Genomic DNA, 16,377 nt, shown 5'->3' on the forward strand with positions numbered 1-16,377 from the left:
ATGCTCTTTAGCTATTTATTTCACGCTATTAGAGCATAAATGAAATTTTTCACAACTTGATTATACCTCTTTTTCTATCGTCCTTCTATTACCCGAACAGAAAAAGGCTACCAAATTGAAATTGGTAGCCTTTTTAATATATTATTCGTCTTTTTTAAATTGCTCACATTTTAATTCTAATTCATCTAACATTGCAAGAAGACGATCTACATCTTCTAATTCTACTTCTTCGGGTTCAATTGTATCAATTACTTCAATGAACATATTTAAACGTTCTTTTAAATATACTAATTGTGTATCTTTATCTTGAATTGCTTTTCCCATGAAGGCACTCTCCTTTTAATTCGAGTTGCTTTTATTATACCGCAAAAACGATTGCTATGGGCATGAAATTTCATCAATTTTGTCACAGTCATCCACTATAATGTAAGCCCTCTCTCTTTTCATGCTAAAAAGTTTCACTTTATAAAAAGCACATATTCTTCTATTATAGAGAATGGACAAATTGTTATTTCAATAGTCAAAGGAGTATTTCATATGACGATATCACAAAAAATGAAGCCGATTACTCCTTCTTACGATCCATGGGAAGCGTATATGGACCTTGAAGAGTACGGCAAACTACTATTAACAAATGTTGAATTTACAACGACGACGTTATGCAATATGCGCTGTGAGCATTGCGCTGTTGGTTACACGTTACAGCCGAAAGACCCAAATCCGCTTCCGATGGATCTTTTATTAAAACGATTAGATGAGATTCCTCATTTACGTTCTTTAAGTATTACTGGCGGAGAACCTATGCTTTCAAAAAAATCCGTCGACAACTATGTAACACCACTCTTAAAATACGCCCATGAACGAGGCGTTCGCACTCAAATCAACTCTAACTTAACTATAGATTTAGCACGTTACGAACAGATTATTCCTTATTTAGACGTATTGCATATCTCTCATAACTGGGGAACAATTGATGACTTCGTTGAAGGCGGATTTGCAATGATGGAGCGTAAGCCTACTTACGAACAACGTGCAAAATTATTCGAAAGAATGATTACAAATAGTAAGGCTCTATCAGATGCAGGTGTACTTGTATCTGCCGAAACAATGTTAAACAAAAGAACTCTACCACATATTGAACATATTCACCGCCAAATCGTCGAAGAGATGGGCTGTAAACGTCATGAAGTTCATCCAATGTATCCAAGTGACTTCGCGAGTAATCTAGAGATTTTAACAAAAGCTGAAATTCGTGATGCGATTGAGCATTTACTAGAAATTCGCGATGAAAATGTATGGATGTTATTTGGAACTTTACCTTTCTATGCTTGTAGCGATGACGAGCGAGACATTGCCACATTTAAAAAGTTACAAGAGAGCAAAAATGTAACTGTTCGTAACGATCCAGATGGTCGTTCACGCTTAAATGTAAATATTTTTGATGGCAATATTATCGTTACTGATTTTGGTGATGTTCCACTTCTAGGAAACATACAAACAAACACATTACAAGAAGCGTATGAAAAATGGAGCGCTTCAAAAACTGCAAAATCATTAAGCTGTCACTGTCCTGCAGTAAAATGTCTTGGACCAAATGTTCTTGTAAAAAACAGCTACTATCCGACAGAAGATTTCTTATCAAAAACAGCAAACATTACATTATAAAAAAACGTCAGCTTATAAGCTGACGTTTTTTCATGTTATTGCGAGTGGGAAGAAGAAATGAATTTAAAATACAAATGATCATGAATTGGAATAGCAGCTCCAATTCCTTGAGAAGTAATATTTTTCACAACAAGTCTTTTTTGATTTCCCTTTAATACAAGATACACTTCTCCAAATGTTACTTTTCCTTTTTCATTTACTGCTGGTGTATAAGCGTATAAATATCCGAGTTGACTCGGACTAATATTATACACACGCTCATGTCCAGTACCATAACCAATGGTCGTTTTAAACGAAAGGGGTAATTGTACTTTTTCAAGTGCTTTGAGAAGCATCATTTTTTTCACATCTGCAGCATCTTTCATATCTGCTGTTAAATCGCCTTCAACCGTCTTTTGTGTTTCTTGCTTATAGCGAAGTGGATATAAACGGTCTCCTCCGCGATTATCATACACATTTCGATTCACTTGTTTATATTCCCAATTAATCGATGTGTCTACTGATTCATAATGTAAAGCCCATTGACCCAAATAAATTTTTGCCCGATACCCTACTGCAAGCGGCGCATTTGAAATTGTCGTTTCATTAAACATCCGAATTAAGTCTGGATTTTCAATTTTAATATTAGCCGTTTTCAATAGCTCTTGAGCAAATTTACTTGGTTGTAAACGTGGCAAATCTTGCGCATCATTTGGAAATGTATTGTCTTTTGAAATATTTAAAACAGATGAAGGCATTTTTGTTCCTACTGTTGTCTTTGCAAAACTCATGTTAGGAAATAATAAAATAAACGAGACCATAGTTGAAAGACATATGCTGTATACTCGTTTCACCTGTCTGGCTCCTTCCTATGTAGGTATATATACTACTTCGTTTATTGTTTTCTCTGAGCGCAATTGTTATGCCTATTTTTCATAATAAATAAAAACCAATTCCCATAATGACATACGCCGCTAGTAAAGTGCCACCTTCAAACCAGTTTGTATCTCCATCATTGGAAATCGCAATCGTTAAGAAAACGGCTGTAATCATAGATACAAGTTCTGGTATGGTAAATACTAAAGGCATCCTTTGCGCGAAGAACATAGATAGCAATACTAATACAGGAGCAACAAACATGGCGATTTGTAATGTAGAGCCTATTGCAATTTCGACTGCAATATTTACTTTATTTTTATAAGCCATAATAATTGCAGACGCATGTTCCGCTGCATTCCCAACAATTGCAACGATAATAACCCCTATAAATAACTCTGACCAACCAAATGACTTTGCAACAGTTTCAAAAGTATGTACGAGTGCCTCTGACACATAAGCTACTGCCAGTGTTGCTATCGCTAAAATAAGGAGCGCCTTCCCTTTTAACCACTCTGGCTCTTCTTCATGCGCTACTTCGTCACTTTTATGTTGATATACACCACGGTGCGTAACTAACTTAAATAGTAATGCAGCAAGGTACATGATAATCATAATAATAGAAACACCTATACTTAATTGATACGTCTTGCCAGCGTCCATCTTCATTGAAAAGATCTCTGGAATAACAAAGGCCACAACAACAGCAAATATTAATAAAGCTGAATTATGCCTTGCATCATATACATTAAAACTTTGTCTTTTGTATTTAAGACCTCCAACAAAGAAAGATAACCCTCCTACCAATAATAAATTTCCAAGTACAGAACCGGTTAAAGAAGCTAACACCACTTCAATTAACCCTGCTTGAAGTGCAAAAATTGAAATGATAAGTTCAACAGCATTACCGAAAGTAGCATTTAATAATCCGCCTATTCTAGGACCAGAAACAATTGCTAGACTCTCTGTTGCTCTCCCCATAAAACCAGCTAATGCGATAATCGTAATACAATACACAGCGAACATAATTGTTTCTGGCCAATGAAGTGTTTTTCCAAGTACAGATAGTGGTACACCTATAAGCGCTACTATAAGAAATATTTTATTAAACATGCTTTTCATCCTTCCATCGTATGTATTTCTCCTCAATATTATTATTATTCTTCTCCTAACTTGTCCGATTTCATCACAATTACGTTTAAAAAATCGGATTGAAGAAAACAGTATGAAAGATATTTAAATTATCTTGTTTAAACAGACAGAATTATAAATTGTGAAAAGGGGTTAAAATTATGCACTTAAAAGAAAAAATCGCAACTATTATTCAAGGTCAACGTACTGGTGTATTATCTACAGTACGAAATGAGAAACCTCATAGCGCCTTTATGATGTTTTTCCATGAAGATTTTGTACTATATGTTGCAACAGATCGACAATCAAAAAAGATAACAGATATTGAACAAAATCCTAATGTCCATGTACTACTCGGACGAGAAGGAAAAAAATTAGATGAAGATTATATTGAAGTTGAAGGGTTAGCTTCAATCGAGGAAGACTCAACATTAAAAAACAAGTTTTGGAATAATAGCTTAAAACGTTGGTTACTCGGTCCTGAAGACCCTAATTACGTATTGATCAAAATCAATCCCGACACAATTTATTACATTGATGGTGCGGGTACGACGGAGCCTGAGTTTTTACGACTATAAAATAAAACAAGCCCCCCCTTAGGTGGGCTTGTTTTGTCGAAAAGTTCTTTTAAAAAAAATAATAAAATAGGTGGAACTTTCCAAAGATTCTGTTATATAATAGCAGTAACTTAAATAAACTGTATTAAAACAGATTGAGAGGAGAAATAAAATTGATGAAGAGAGAAGAACGCAAAAATATGATTGAGTTTATTGAAAAGAAAAAAGGGATTGAGCGTGACGAATTATTGTTTATGACAGACGATGAAGTAGAACATATTTATAATGTAACGTACTTTTTATATGAGGAAATTGCAGAGTAGTATAATAATCCCCACCTTATTAAAAATATAAGGTGGGGATTATTTCGTTATTTAGCCCACTATTTACAGGCAGTAAAACTCCCACCTTAAAATTCAGGTGGAGCAAGAAGTTAAGTTGAAGTCGCGCTTTCTATAAAGCTCAATTGCTTCAACTTTATACATGAGAATCATTTTCATGTATAATACTGTAAGATTGGAGGAATTTTACTATGAGTTCGTGGCTCTTATTTGCACTATTATCAGCAATTGCTGCTGCCCTTGTATCTATTTTTGGAAAGTTTGGTTTAGACGGCATCGATGCAAACGTTGCAACAACAATTCGATCTATTATTATGGCATTATTTATGATAGGCGTTATTATCATACAAGGTAAATTTCAAAATATCGGCGACGTACTGCTAAATAAAAAAGCACTGCTATTTATCACATTAAGTGGGGTTGCAGGTGCTTCGTCATGGCTATTTTATTTTCTTGCCCTCAAAACAGGAAAGGTTTCACAAGTAGCTCCTGTCGATAAATTAAGCGTCGTATTTTCTATCATTCTCGCTATGATTATCCTCGGTGAAAAGTTAAACTTTATGACCGGTGTTGGTGTAGTCTTTATTACAGCTGGTGTATTATTTATTGCTTTCAGCTAAAAAAACCGCTATTAGCGGTTTTTCTTTTTCTTTATGTACAACCATACAACACATGTAACAACTGCTGAAATTAATAAAATCCATATTCCATAATGATGTAAACTATACTCAACGAAGCGCCACTTCTCGCCTAACTTCCAGCCAAGCCCAATAAAAACACTTATCCAAATGAGCGCACCACCGTAAGCGTACAAACAAAAACGCCAAAGTGTCAAATTTGATACCCCAGCAAAATATGCCGTTAAATGACGTACTCCCGGTATAAAATAACCAATCATTAAAAGAAATGGCCCATATTTTTCAAATAAAATATGTGTTTTTTCAATGTGATGTTCTTTAATTCTAATTTTCGGCCCATATTTCTTTAAAACAGGGAGCCCAAGTTTTAAACCTAATATGTAGCTTAACGTGATCCCTAACATCGCACCAGCCATCCCACTTAAAAAAGCAGCAGTTCCTGACATAACTCCTTTTGAAACATTATAACCAACAAAGGTCAATAAAAACTCGTCTGGTATCGGTAATCCGACAATACCACCAGCCAAAGCTATAACAATTCCAAAATAGCCATAATGCGCGATTAACTCGCCAATATGTTGTTCCATTCGGAAGACACATCCTATGCACGATCGTTATTCCACATTGTACCCTTTCTATCTTTAAGGCAAACATGGTATACATATTCACTATACATTGTTTTTATAATGAACTCTACTTCTATTCTTTCCTTTAACAGAGATAAAGTGAAACTTTAATCAGTGGGAGTTTTGTTCATCCTCTACTAATTATTAACCTATGCCAATCTTGCTTCTACAGACATCCCGACTCCCACATAACTTACTTACATTCAACAATTTTGAGATTAGATTCTTACTGCCCGCAAATAACCCGATAAAAAATAAAAATTCATATGCGTGTTTTTTTGTTACAATAAAGGAAAGTTACTTTTCGCAACGGTTTAACTCTCAAGAAAAATGATATATCTAGCAAAAACATAGTTTGGTCTATATAATGCAACTTCTACCTATTAAAAGAACATACACCCTTTTACATACGACATCATTTTTCTAAATTATACAGGGGGGGAACGAACATGACCATTGAAAATCAATTTATTCAAAAAGTTTACTATAAAACATTTTTAACAGAAGAAACTTCTACTCCTGCATCGGAAGTACTCGGTGAAGCATATATAAATGAATCTAAAAATGAATTCTCCAACATTTCTAATATTCGATTTGCTCAAGGTGAATTTTATTATCAAAATAAAGATTTTGAAGCAGCTATATTTAAATGGGAAAAAGTAAATAATGCTCTTGCACTTTGGGCGACAAAAAATATTGCAGATGCTTATTTTGAACTAGGATTCTTACCAAAGGCAGAAGAAATTTATCAATCTATTCAAACGGAAGATACAACTCTTACGATGGAGGTTTCCTTACAACTTCTTTCTCTTTATATCGAACAAGATCGTTTAGGACTCGCTTTTAAGACGATTAGTGAAGCTGTTGCATTCCAACCGGATTATCCAAATATTACTGCAATTGCACGTTCTTTCTATGAAAAACAAGAAGATTGGAACAACGCTATCGAACTAGCTGTTCAAGAAGGTATTCGAACACAATCTTTACACTGGTTTGATACGTTAATAGATTACATAAACAAAGGATTTACAAAAAATATTAAGCCTGAATATTTCTATGAGTCTTTAAAAGCTCTATATGCTGTTGATCAAGCTCAATTTAAAGAGCTTGTTATTGCTCTTTGGAATAGCTATCAACATGAATCCTTATACCTTCCTTGGATTCAAAGTATTAATCATTTATTCTTGCATATTGAAACAGACAATAATGACGATTGGAATGAAATTTCTACTCGCTATCAAGAAACATACTTTGCATTAATTACCGGAAATCATTTTATGCATGAATTAAACGGACTTGTACCAAATTTATTAACAAATTGGTTTAGTTTAACGAAAGCAAAAGATTCTCTAGTTGTCTCTGCAGCAGTGTTAGCATGGAATGAAGTCTCACCTACAACTTTAGAATCATTACTCGTAAAAAGTGCTGGATCCTTACTTTCTAATACATCAGCTGAAGCAGATGTAAATATGGAAACAGTTTCTCATTTATTCGAAACAATCGCTGTATGGGCTGAGAAAAATGATGTAGATTTAAGTCATCAATTTACGCTACTAGTCCATGAACTATGTGATTTAAATGTCACACCACTACTAATAGCTGGAACTAGTGACCATGATAAAACATCATTTGTTAATTCAATATTGGGAGAGAACATCTTAACTGAAACTTTAACAACTCCTATTCTATTTAAAGACGCTAGTCAAACTGAAATAACAGAATTTACCGAGTTAGATATACGAAATATCCCTAACCTTGATGAATTCCATCAAATAACGGCTACATCTGCTCAGTCAGAACTTGAGAAAAAATGTATAGAAATTAAGCTACCAAGTAGGTTTTTAAGAAAAAATAAGTTTACATTTCTTCTTACACCATCCATTCAAGAGCAATTGGATAAAAACAATGCATACTTTGAATACTTACAAGCAGCAGATAGTCTTGTTTACGTATTAAATTCTTCTTCACCATTGCATAGTAAAGAAATTGATACATTAATTTATTTACGTGAACAAGTACCAAACTTACAAATTCACTTCGTATTACACACAAATAATACGACTACTAATGAAAAACTAATTAGTAAACTTAAAGTACATTTTCCAGATGCACAATTCTTCCCATACTCTCCTTCGCAAGAGAGTAGCCAGCAACTTGGAGATGTAACAGAATCTATTCTCTCTAATCTTGCAAAACGCGATATAGAAAAAGAACGTATAGAAAAGCTAATATGGTTTACACAAAAGACAATTGCTTATCTCATAAATGAACGTGTGGAATTAGAAAATACATTAGTAAAATCCGTACGCTGGAATAAACACATCTCAGTGAAACTTACTGGATTTATTAATAACCTTACTGCTCTTGAAAAAGATAAAATTCGCTCTATTACCGAATCCTATCTTTTAACGAAAGAAGAAATTACACGAGATATACATTCTCAAATTCCTGAATTATTACAGAGTTGCTCTGATCTTGTTCAAGAAGATAGTGATTTCAAACTAGTTCATGAAGAATTAAATGCTGCAATGAATGAACGTGTTCAAAAGCATGTACAACAGGTACTTCTTCCTAAATTTACTGGGTCTATTCAAGAATGGATTGAAACAGCACATAATGAATTTATTCAAGCTCAAGCTTATTTAGATGAAATGAGTGAAACGTTTAATAAATTATATAAAGAAGAACGTATGAAACTTCCTTGCGATTTCAAATTATTAGATGATTGGAATCGAGATGTTGCACGAATGACAAATCGAATTACAGTAACGAACATCAATATTTTATTACGCTTTACACCGACACAGTTTTTCTTAAAAAGTGCCGGAAAATTATTTGGTAATATGCAAAAAAACCAATCTATGCTCGCCAACAAATATAAACAATATATTGAAACAGAAGACTATACAGAAATTGCTCACACAATTTCCAAACAATTCTTCCTTCAATTTGAAGTATTTGAAGGTGCATTAGAACGTGATATCATGATGTTCTTCAAAGATCCACTTAATATATTGAAACAAAATGTAGATGCAGCTCAACTTGAGATACAGGAAGACGAGCAAACATTAGCGACGCTAAGAAGCAATCCAGAAACATATCATGATCCTTTGGCGTTATTTAAACTACAATTACTACAACATAAATTTGTTTTAAGTACTACAAAGAAACATGAAGATATCTTTGTATCAAACGAATCTCCTACTGTTTAACAAAAAAACCAAGCAAACTAAAATTTGCTTGGTTTTTTTTACTTTATTATTTTCATATGTTCAAACGGATAATAAATGCCTGCTAACTTTCCTAACACATCTTCTCTATCAATAAAACCTAAACCATTTCTACTATCTTTACTTATTAAGCGATTATCTCCCATAACAAAAATCTTATTTTTAGGAACTGTAATCGGTCCAAAGTCCTCTGTTAAATTCATAAGTTTTTTTTCTGCTTGTTTTTTATTACTATCCAAATACTCTTCATCTTTCACTTCAGAATTTACATATAATTGATCATTTCTCATCTCAATTATATCTCCAGGCAATCCAATCACTCTTTTGACATAAAAATTATCTGTTTTCACAACAATAATATCTTCTCTCCCATAGCTTTCAAATTGTTTTGCTAACTTATTAACAATCACCTTATCTCCATCTTGCAACGTTGGCCTCATAGATGCTCCTTTTACAGTCGTCGGAAAAAACACAAAAATTTTCGCCAAAAACACCAATAAACATGCAATTGCAATAGTTCCAAAGAATTCACGCCAACGTTTTTTCTTTTGCATCATTTCACCAACTCATCATCTTTTTACTTTTATTATAAATAATACGACCGATGATTTTCTACAAAATTCTGAATTATAAAATTATAATATTAGAAATTTCAAAATAAAAATACTGATCAAATTAACAAGCAAAAAAGATACTCTCAAAATAGTCTATCCACTATTTTGAGAGTATCTTTTTATAATCCCACATATATAATACACATTTGAGCAGCTACATATGTAAACCAAATCCAAAGTGGCTCATACTTCAATTTACGCCCTCCGATATCTGTCACGCCAATAATGAAATCAGAAATTACAAACAGTAAGCCACCAAACGCTGGTATCCACCATATCCCTGTATTTTCATAATATAAGGCGAATGCAAAGCAAGCCATTCCTCCAACCCACAATCCGTAAATTAGAGCTCCTATCGTAAACAACTTATCCTGTTTATCATTTCGGATAAAGAAGAACCATCCTACAATTAGAAAGAGCCCATATACGAGTAAGCCAATCCAAAAACCATTCCATGAAATTCCTGTTTGCAAAAATGCTTTTACATAAAAACAATGAGCAACAGCGAAAGTAACCATCCCTCCAATTAATCGATGACCAATTGGAATCAGCCCAGCCATAAACAAATCTCCCACAGTTGATAAAGTCATACCAAGTGCAACCCACGTACTATACTCTACAGATGGATCTTGTAACCATATGCAAATTGCACTACCTGTTAAAGAAAAACTAAGAATAAGACGAATTGCTAAAGGTAACGGCATATTATCTTTCGTTCTTTTTGTCTGCCCCATTGAATAAATTGCACCAATAAAAAAAAGAAATATTTGCCCAATTAACACCACGTAAAGTAGATTCATAATATTTTCTCCTCAATAAATGCTTTTTGTATCTTTTTTCGTTACACTTAGTCTATTATCCTTTTTCTATAAAAAAAGAAGAACAGTACTGTTCTTCCATTGTAATCGCTTTTCTGCTCTCTATGCTACTTGTTTTTCTTGCTCCATTTTTTGCTTAGCTGGTGTCCTATTTACCACAATGATTCCCGCGGCTACACATGCTAAACCGAGTAGCACAAATGAATGAATTGCTTCACCTAAAATCATGCTCGATAATAACACACCAAATACGGGTATAAAGAACATATACATAGATACTTTTCCAACCTTGTTATACTTCATAATTGTATTCCAAATGCAAAAACCAGCTGCAGATAAGAAAGATAAATAAATTAGCATAAGTAGTGCATGTAGACTAAATGTAAATGGCATGACTCCAACTTGTAAAGCCCCTATACATAATAATCCTGTAGAACCAAAAATCATTTGGTATGCTGTCATATAACCAATATCTAATGTTTTACTACCTTCTTTTGCTAATATGTTTCCATATGAATACAGCATTGCTGCACTAAGAAGTAATAAGCTTCCGATCCCAAAATGAAATGATAAGCTATCATCACTCGGCACATTTACTAAAATGACGCCACAAAAACCAATAGATACCCCAATTAATTTTCTCATATTGAGAGTATCATCTTTATATAAAAAATGGGCGAGTAAAATTTGAAAGAATGATGATGTTCCTGAAATGATAGCTCCTTCAATTCCTGAACTATAACTCATTCCAATGTAAAAACAGATATATTGAAGAAACGTTTGGAATAAACCAATTTGTATTAACTGTTTCCCTGTTCCTTTTTTGAAGCTCATATCTTTTCCTAACACTTTAAAGAATAATAAGAGCATGACTCCAGATAAAAAGAAACGATAACCGGCAAATAATATTTGCTCTCCAACTTCTTGTGGTTGAATTCCAAGTTCAACATAACTTAATTTAATAAAAGGAAATGCGCTTCCCCATAAAAAAGTTGCTACTATTGCAGCAATAAATACGCCAATCGGATGGGTAAAAATTTTCTCTGTCTTCACTTGTTGTCTTCCTTTCCGATCTTTTTATGAACAATATTCATATATACCAGAGGAGTTGCGAAAACACAAGTTTTCCGTTTATACTTGAAACAAAACCGTACCATCTCATAAAAACATATGATATACTATAGAATAATTACAACATAAGAACTATTAAAAAACAGATTCAACAGAAATGCTGCTATCCATTATGGATGGCAGCTTTCGTCGTTTTATAGGGGTTTCGATTTTGATTATTTTTCTCAATAAGAATGCGGAAGGAGCGGGTAGTAATGAACTCAGAAGTAAAAACGTTACAGTCAAAAGAAACAATTTCTCATCCCTCTTTATGGGACACATTAAAAAAACATTATGAACTTGTATTTGCAGTAGCATCTGGTATTTTTATTTTAGTTGGCTGGTTATTCACAAAGAACGATGTAATGAATGTAGGTATTACTTGCTATATCCTTGCTTATATAGTTGGTGGATATGCAAAAGCGAAAGAAGGCATTGAAGATACGATTGAAGAAAAAGAGCTAAATGTTGAAATGCTAATGCTCTTTGCAGCTATTGGTGCTGCAATTATTGGCTACTGGGCAGAAGGGGCTATCTTAATCTTTATCTTTGCGCTCAGCGGTGCTATGGAATCTTATACATTAAGTAAGAGCCAAAAAGAAATTTCCGCTCTTCTTGACTTACAACCCGAAGAAGCATTACGCATTTCCAACGGAACGGAGGAACGTGTTCCTGTTGGAGAGTTACAAATTAACGACATTATTTTAATTAAACCAGGTGAACGTGTTCCCGCTGACGGTACGATTCATAACGGTGAAACAAATATTGATGAAGCAGCAATCACGGGAGAACCTATTCCAAATGAGAAAAGACATGGCGATGAAGTATTTGCAGGTACTGTAAATTTACGTGGTGCTATCGAAGTTAAAATTACGAAGCCAAGCGATCAAACATTATTCCAAAAAATTATCCGTCTCGTCCAAAGTGCACAAAGTGAAAAATCACCATCACAACTATTCATCGAAAAGTTTGAAGGAACATACGTAAAAGGTGTACTACTCGTTGTTGCGCTTATGATGTTCGTTCCTCATTTCTTACTTGACTGGAGCTGGAATGAAACGTTTTATCGCGCTATGATCTTACTTGTAGTCGCATCTCCTTGTGCACTCGTTGCTGCCATTACACCAGCAACGTTATCTGCAATTTCTAACGGAGCAAGAAATGGAATTCTCTTTAAAGGTGGCATACATTTAGAACGCCTCGCTTCAGTAAAAGCAATCGCCTTTGATAAAACAGGAACATTAACAGAAGGAAAACCTACCGTAACAGATGTATATGTTCGAGAAAATATGACAGAAAAAGAAGTACTTTCTATTACAGCATCCATTGAAAGTCACTCTACACATCCTTTGGCTGCATCTATTGTTAAATATGCACAACATGCGTACGACATTACATTAAAAAAACCTGAAAAGGTTGAAGATGTAACTGGTTTTGGGCTAAAAGGAATATTCGAAAACAACGCTTATAAAATAGGTAAAGCTGATTTTATCGGTGAAGAAACAAAAACATTTCATAATGGTATTTCTGCCTCACTTGAAAAGGAAGGTAAAACTGTCGTTTATATTAGTGATGAGGGAGGCATTCTTGGACTTATCGCTTTAAAAGATACGCTTCGCCAAGAAACAATAGCTGCTATTCGTGAATTACAAAGCATTGGTGTCGAAGCAATTATGATTACTGGAGATAATGAAGAAACGGCAAAAGCAATTGCCTCTGAAAGTAATATAAAGGAATATTACGCATCATGTTTACCAGAAACAAAAGTTGAAACGATTAAAAAGTTAAAAGAAAAATACGGTACAGTAGTAATGGTCGGAGACGGTATAAATGATGCACCTGCACTAGCTACTGCTAGCATTGGCGTCGCAATGGGAGAAGGAACAGATGTAGCTTTAGAAACTGCGGATGTTGTACTGATGAAGAACGAACTATCTCGTCTTTCCCAAGCAATTCGTTTATCAAAACGAATGAACCGTATTGTGAAGCAAAACGTAATCTTTTCGCTAGCCGTTATTGCCATGCTAATTTGTTCAAACTTCTTGCAATTTTTAGCTCTTCCATTCGGTGTTATTGGCCATGAAGGAAGTACGATTCTTGTCATTTTGAATGGCTTACGATTATTAAAAGGCAGCAAATAAAACGGGTCCCTCATAGAGGACCCGTTTTTTTTAATGATAGCTATTATGACCGTTCGCACTGCTACTCGTTTTATGCTTTGGATGCGAACTGCTCTTTTGTTTATTATTACTTTTATTATTATGGTTCTTTTTATTATTACTCATGAAATATCCCCCCTGTTCCTTTTTATTATGGAACAAGAGCTCATTATTCATTACGGGAATTATTGTCACCGGTTCTATAATGGTGGAGTAAACCATTAATTTCACCGCCAAGTAAAATTACCCATCCAGTTAAGTAAAACCATAACATTAAAATAATGATACCACCGAGACCACCATATGTATTGGCGTAATTCGCAAACTTATCTACATAATAAGCAAATGAGTACGATACCACAATCCATCCTACAGTAGCAAATAACGCCCCTGAAATAACTTCTCTTCTTTTTAACTTTCGATCTGGGGCAAATGTATATAAGAAACTAAACAAAGCAAATAGCACGAAGAAACTCGCTACTAATCGTGTAATGCTCCACACGAAAGAAAAACTATCTGATAAACCGAGTGCTTTAAACACTGCTGCTCCAATAACTTGTCCGAATACCGGAACAATTAATGCAAAGACAATCATAAAAATAATAGCTAATGTAAACACAATTGATAACGCTCTTGTTGTAATAAAAGAACGTGTTTCCTTCACGTCATAAGCGCGGTTAAAAGCATTCATAACCGCATTAACACCATTTGAGGCAAACCATAACATGGATAATAAACCAAATGATAATAAACCACCATTTTGCTGGTTTACAACTTTATCTACATTTACCTCAATTAAGTTCATTGCATCATCTGGTACATAAACCTCTAATAAACTAAGCACATCCTCTGTTTGAATGGGAATAAATCCAAGAAGCGTAATTAAGAAAACGAGCCCAGGAAAAATTGCAAGCAAGAAGAAATAAGCGAGCTGTGCTGCCAAGCCCGCTACATCATCGCGCATCGTCCGGTCATATAAATCTTTACCAAACGAATAAGTACGATTTCTTCTCACCTTTTCTAAAATTTTTCTCATATATGTTTAAACGCTTTTCTTCTCTTCTTTATCTTGCTTTAACTCAATGTACGCTTCAGTTTTTTTTTCCACTGCATTTGAGTCTTTCATAAATAATTCACGCGCTTCTTTCATACCACCATCTTCAGCAACTACTGGCTCTTCTTCTGCTTTCAGCTCATCTACCTTTGGAGATACAGCTTGAATTTCAATCGTTTCTGGCTTTTCTTCCGGTTCAACTTTTTTCTTACTAAAAATTTCTTTCGTTTCTTTTAACGTCTCTACAACAGATGGCGTTAATTTTTTAATTTCTGCTACTTTCGCTTTTACCACATTGAAATCAGCAAGTTCGCGTCCTTTATCTGTAACAGTTTGCACTTTTTCTTTAATCTTTGCATTTTCACCAATTTCAATCATCTTTGTTTTTGCTTTTTCTGCTGTATTTTTTACTTTTTCACGGTTTTCTTTCTTTAACATGGATACAGCTACACCTGCCGCTACACCAATCGCAATGTTTCGAGCAATATTATTTTTCTTTGCCATATTCCTTCACCCTTTCATTTCTTATGTTAGAAAGTATTTCTTTCTAAGCTTCCTCATATTCCTTGTTCATTTCGAATGAAAGCTAATAGCTTTGCACACCCTTCTGTTACAAGGTCATATACTTCTTGGAAATTCCCTGTATAGTAAGGGTCAGGAACGTCTGTCCAGCCACCGTCTGGAACAAAGTCGGACAGCCTACCAATATAGCCTCCAGTTTTACCTAAACTTTTTAAATCTGCTATATTCTTGTTGTCCATGGCAATAATATAATCAAACTTTGTTAAGTCTTCTTTTTCTACTTGCCTTGCTTTAATTCCTTCAAAAGTGACTGCATTTTCTTTTAAAATTTTTTGTGTTCCTTTATGTGGCGGATGGCCAACATGCCAATCTCCAGTTCCTGCAGAATCAATGACAATTTTCTCTTCAAGTCCCTCTTTTACGACAAGATTTCGAAAAATCGCTTCTGCCATCGGAGAACGGCAAATGTTCCCAAGACAAACAAACAATACTTGAACCATACTTTTGTTTCTTCCCTTCTTGGTGCATTTCTTAATATATACTTATAGTATAAACAACCAATTATTAAATATAAAGGAAATCCCTACTAATTTAATGGGATTGAAAAGATTCATTAACGAAAATGATAAAAAATGTTAAGATAGCCTTATGTTATTTTAAAGGGGGACACTTCGGTGGATTTATCCGTAAAGTCAGAAGAAAACGTTGAATATATGGTCGAAGCTATTAAAGAAAAATTACGTATGGTTAATGCTGGAGCGATGAGAGCTGCTAGTTTTAACGAAGAAATGTACGAAGATTTACGTGACATTTATGATCATGTTATGAAACGTGAAACATTCAGCATTAGTGAAATGCAAGCTATTACAGAAGAATTAGGTACATTAATTAAAAAGTAAAAAAGCCTCTCTTATATGAGGCTCTTTTTTATTTCCAACAAATTCATGACAACTCATCTCTTTCCCTCAACCAACTGTAAAATATTGTACAATAGAAGTAGAACCTCATCTTAGATTTTTTCTCCATACATACTACTCACAAATAATAGCAACACTAC

At 34.2% G+C, this 16,377-nt stretch carries 17 protein-coding genes; 7 read left to right on the forward strand and 10 right to left on the reverse strand.

Features of this window, described 5'->3' with window-relative positions:
* Window positions 1–141: 141 nt before the first annotated feature.
* Window positions 142–324 (reverse strand): SE1561 family protein, encoded by a 183-nt coding sequence (locus tag QO049_RS12870; RefSeq protein ID WP_000513558.1) that lies wholly within the window; start codon window positions 322–324, stop codon window positions 142–144.
* A gap of 213 nt (window positions 325–537) precedes the next feature.
* Here QO049_RS12870 and yfkAB point away from each other — a divergent pair, with 213 nt between their 5' ends.
* A complete protein-coding gene (gene yfkAB, locus QO049_RS12875) occupies window positions 538–1,665 on the forward strand; it encodes a radical SAM/CxCxxxxC motif protein YfkAB (RefSeq protein ID WP_000156023.1) in 1,128 nt (375 codons plus the stop codon).
* Window positions 1,666–1,700: 35 nt separating this feature from the next.
* Here yfkAB and QO049_RS12880 read toward each other — a convergent pair whose 3' ends face one another.
* A complete protein-coding gene (locus QO049_RS12880; RefSeq protein ID WP_002102695.1) occupies window positions 1,701–2,498 on the reverse strand; it encodes a YfkD famly protein in 798 nt (265 codons plus the stop codon).
* Window positions 2,499–2,577: 79 nt separating this feature from the next.
* Window positions 2,578–3,633 (reverse strand): calcium/proton exchanger, encoded by a 1,056-nt coding sequence (gene cax / locus QO049_RS12885; RefSeq protein ID WP_141525919.1) that lies wholly within the window; start codon window positions 3,631–3,633, stop codon window positions 2,578–2,580.
* Between the two features lie 179 nt (window positions 3,634–3,812).
* Here cax and QO049_RS12890 point away from each other — a divergent pair, with 179 nt between their 5' ends.
* From QO049_RS12890 to QO049_RS12900, 3 genes are all read left to right on the forward strand, one after another.
* On the forward strand, window positions 3,813–4,229 hold the full coding sequence (locus tag QO049_RS12890; RefSeq protein ID WP_000550220.1) for a pyridoxamine 5'-phosphate oxidase family protein: 417 nt from the start codon (window positions 3,813–3,815) through the stop codon (window positions 4,227–4,229).
* 155 nt (window positions 4,230–4,384) lie between these two features.
* A complete protein-coding gene (locus QO049_RS12895; RefSeq protein WP_000817786.1) occupies window positions 4,385–4,531 on the forward strand; it encodes a BH0509 family protein in 147 nt (48 codons plus the stop codon).
* Window positions 4,532–4,740: 209 nt separating this feature from the next.
* Window positions 4,741–5,169 (forward strand): EamA family transporter, encoded by a 429-nt coding sequence (locus QO049_RS12900; RefSeq protein ID WP_000100296.1) that lies wholly within the window; start codon window positions 4,741–4,743, stop codon window positions 5,167–5,169.
* Window positions 5,170–5,180: 11 nt separating this feature from the next.
* Here QO049_RS12900 and QO049_RS12905 read toward each other — a convergent pair whose 3' ends face one another.
* Window positions 5,181–5,774: a DedA family protein gene (locus QO049_RS12905; protein ID WP_000434878.1), complete on the reverse strand. Its 594-nt coding sequence runs from the start codon at window positions 5,772–5,774 to the stop codon at window positions 5,181–5,183.
* A gap of 488 nt (window positions 5,775–6,262) precedes the next feature.
* On the opposite strand from QO049_RS12905, the gene QO049_RS12910 reads away from it, so the two are divergent.
* Window positions 6,263–9,025, forward strand: a complete 2,763-nt coding sequence (locus QO049_RS12910; protein WP_284489291.1) for a tetratricopeptide repeat protein — start codon at window positions 6,263–6,265, stop codon at window positions 9,023–9,025.
* A 38-nt stretch (window positions 9,026–9,063) separates the two neighbouring features.
* Here QO049_RS12910 and lepB read toward each other — a convergent pair whose 3' ends face one another.
* The 3 genes from lepB to QO049_RS12925 all read right to left on the reverse strand — a co-directional run bounded on the left by lepB (window position 9,064) and on the right by QO049_RS12925 (window position 11,528).
* Complete coding sequence (gene lepB / locus QO049_RS12915; RefSeq protein ID WP_000983308.1) at window positions 9,064–9,600, reverse strand: signal peptidase I; 537 nt, start codon at window positions 9,598–9,600, stop codon at window positions 9,064–9,066.
* A 176-nt stretch (window positions 9,601–9,776) separates the two neighbouring features.
* Entirely contained in the window at window positions 9,777–10,457 is a 681-nt protein-coding gene (locus QO049_RS12920) for a lysoplasmalogenase (RefSeq protein ID WP_246961833.1), read from the reverse strand.
* A 120-nt stretch (window positions 10,458–10,577) separates the two neighbouring features.
* Window positions 10,578–11,528 carry a DMT family transporter gene (locus QO049_RS12925; RefSeq protein WP_246961830.1) on the reverse strand — a complete coding sequence of 317 codons (951 nt, stop codon included), beginning with the start codon at window positions 11,526–11,528 and terminating at the stop codon, window positions 10,578–10,580.
* Window positions 11,529–11,800: 272 nt separating this feature from the next.
* Between QO049_RS12925 and QO049_RS12930 the strand changes: the two genes are divergently transcribed.
* Window positions 11,801–13,726, forward strand: a complete 1,926-nt coding sequence (locus QO049_RS12930) for a heavy metal translocating P-type ATPase (protein ID WP_246961826.1) — start codon at window positions 11,801–11,803, stop codon at window positions 13,724–13,726.
* Between the two features lie 187 nt (window positions 13,727–13,913).
* Here QO049_RS12930 and QO049_RS12935 read toward each other — a convergent pair whose 3' ends face one another.
* Genes QO049_RS12935 through QO049_RS12945 form a run of 3 tightly spaced genes read right to left on the reverse strand, consistent with a single transcriptional unit; the run spans window position 13,914 to window position 15,820 of the window.
* Window positions 13,914–14,780, reverse strand: coding sequence for a YihY/virulence factor BrkB family protein (locus tag QO049_RS12935; RefSeq protein ID WP_001226536.1), 867 nt, complete (start codon window positions 14,778–14,780; stop codon window positions 13,914–13,916).
* Between the two features lie 6 nt (window positions 14,781–14,786).
* The gene (locus QO049_RS12940) at window positions 14,787–15,302 is read right to left on the reverse strand and encodes a DUF4075 domain-containing protein (protein ID WP_001085388.1); all 516 of its coding nucleotides are present in this window, start codon (window positions 15,300–15,302) and stop codon (window positions 14,787–14,789) included.
* A gap of 53 nt (window positions 15,303–15,355) precedes the next feature.
* The gene (locus QO049_RS12945) at window positions 15,356–15,820 is read right to left on the reverse strand and encodes a low molecular weight protein-tyrosine-phosphatase (RefSeq protein ID WP_000250916.1); all 465 of its coding nucleotides are present in this window, start codon (window positions 15,818–15,820) and stop codon (window positions 15,356–15,358) included.
* A 174-nt stretch (window positions 15,821–15,994) separates the two neighbouring features.
* Between QO049_RS12945 and QO049_RS12950 the strand changes: the two genes are divergently transcribed.
* On the forward strand, window positions 15,995–16,219 hold the full coding sequence (locus tag QO049_RS12950; protein ID WP_000366196.1) for a DUF1128 domain-containing protein: 225 nt from the start codon (window positions 15,995–15,997) through the stop codon (window positions 16,217–16,219).
* Window positions 16,220–16,377 lie beyond the last annotated feature (158 nt).

The sequence above is a fragment of the Bacillus sp. RB3 genome, assembly GCF_030164735.1.
Lineage (GTDB): Bacteria > Bacillota > Bacilli > Bacillales > Bacillaceae_G > Bacillus_A > Bacillus_A cereus.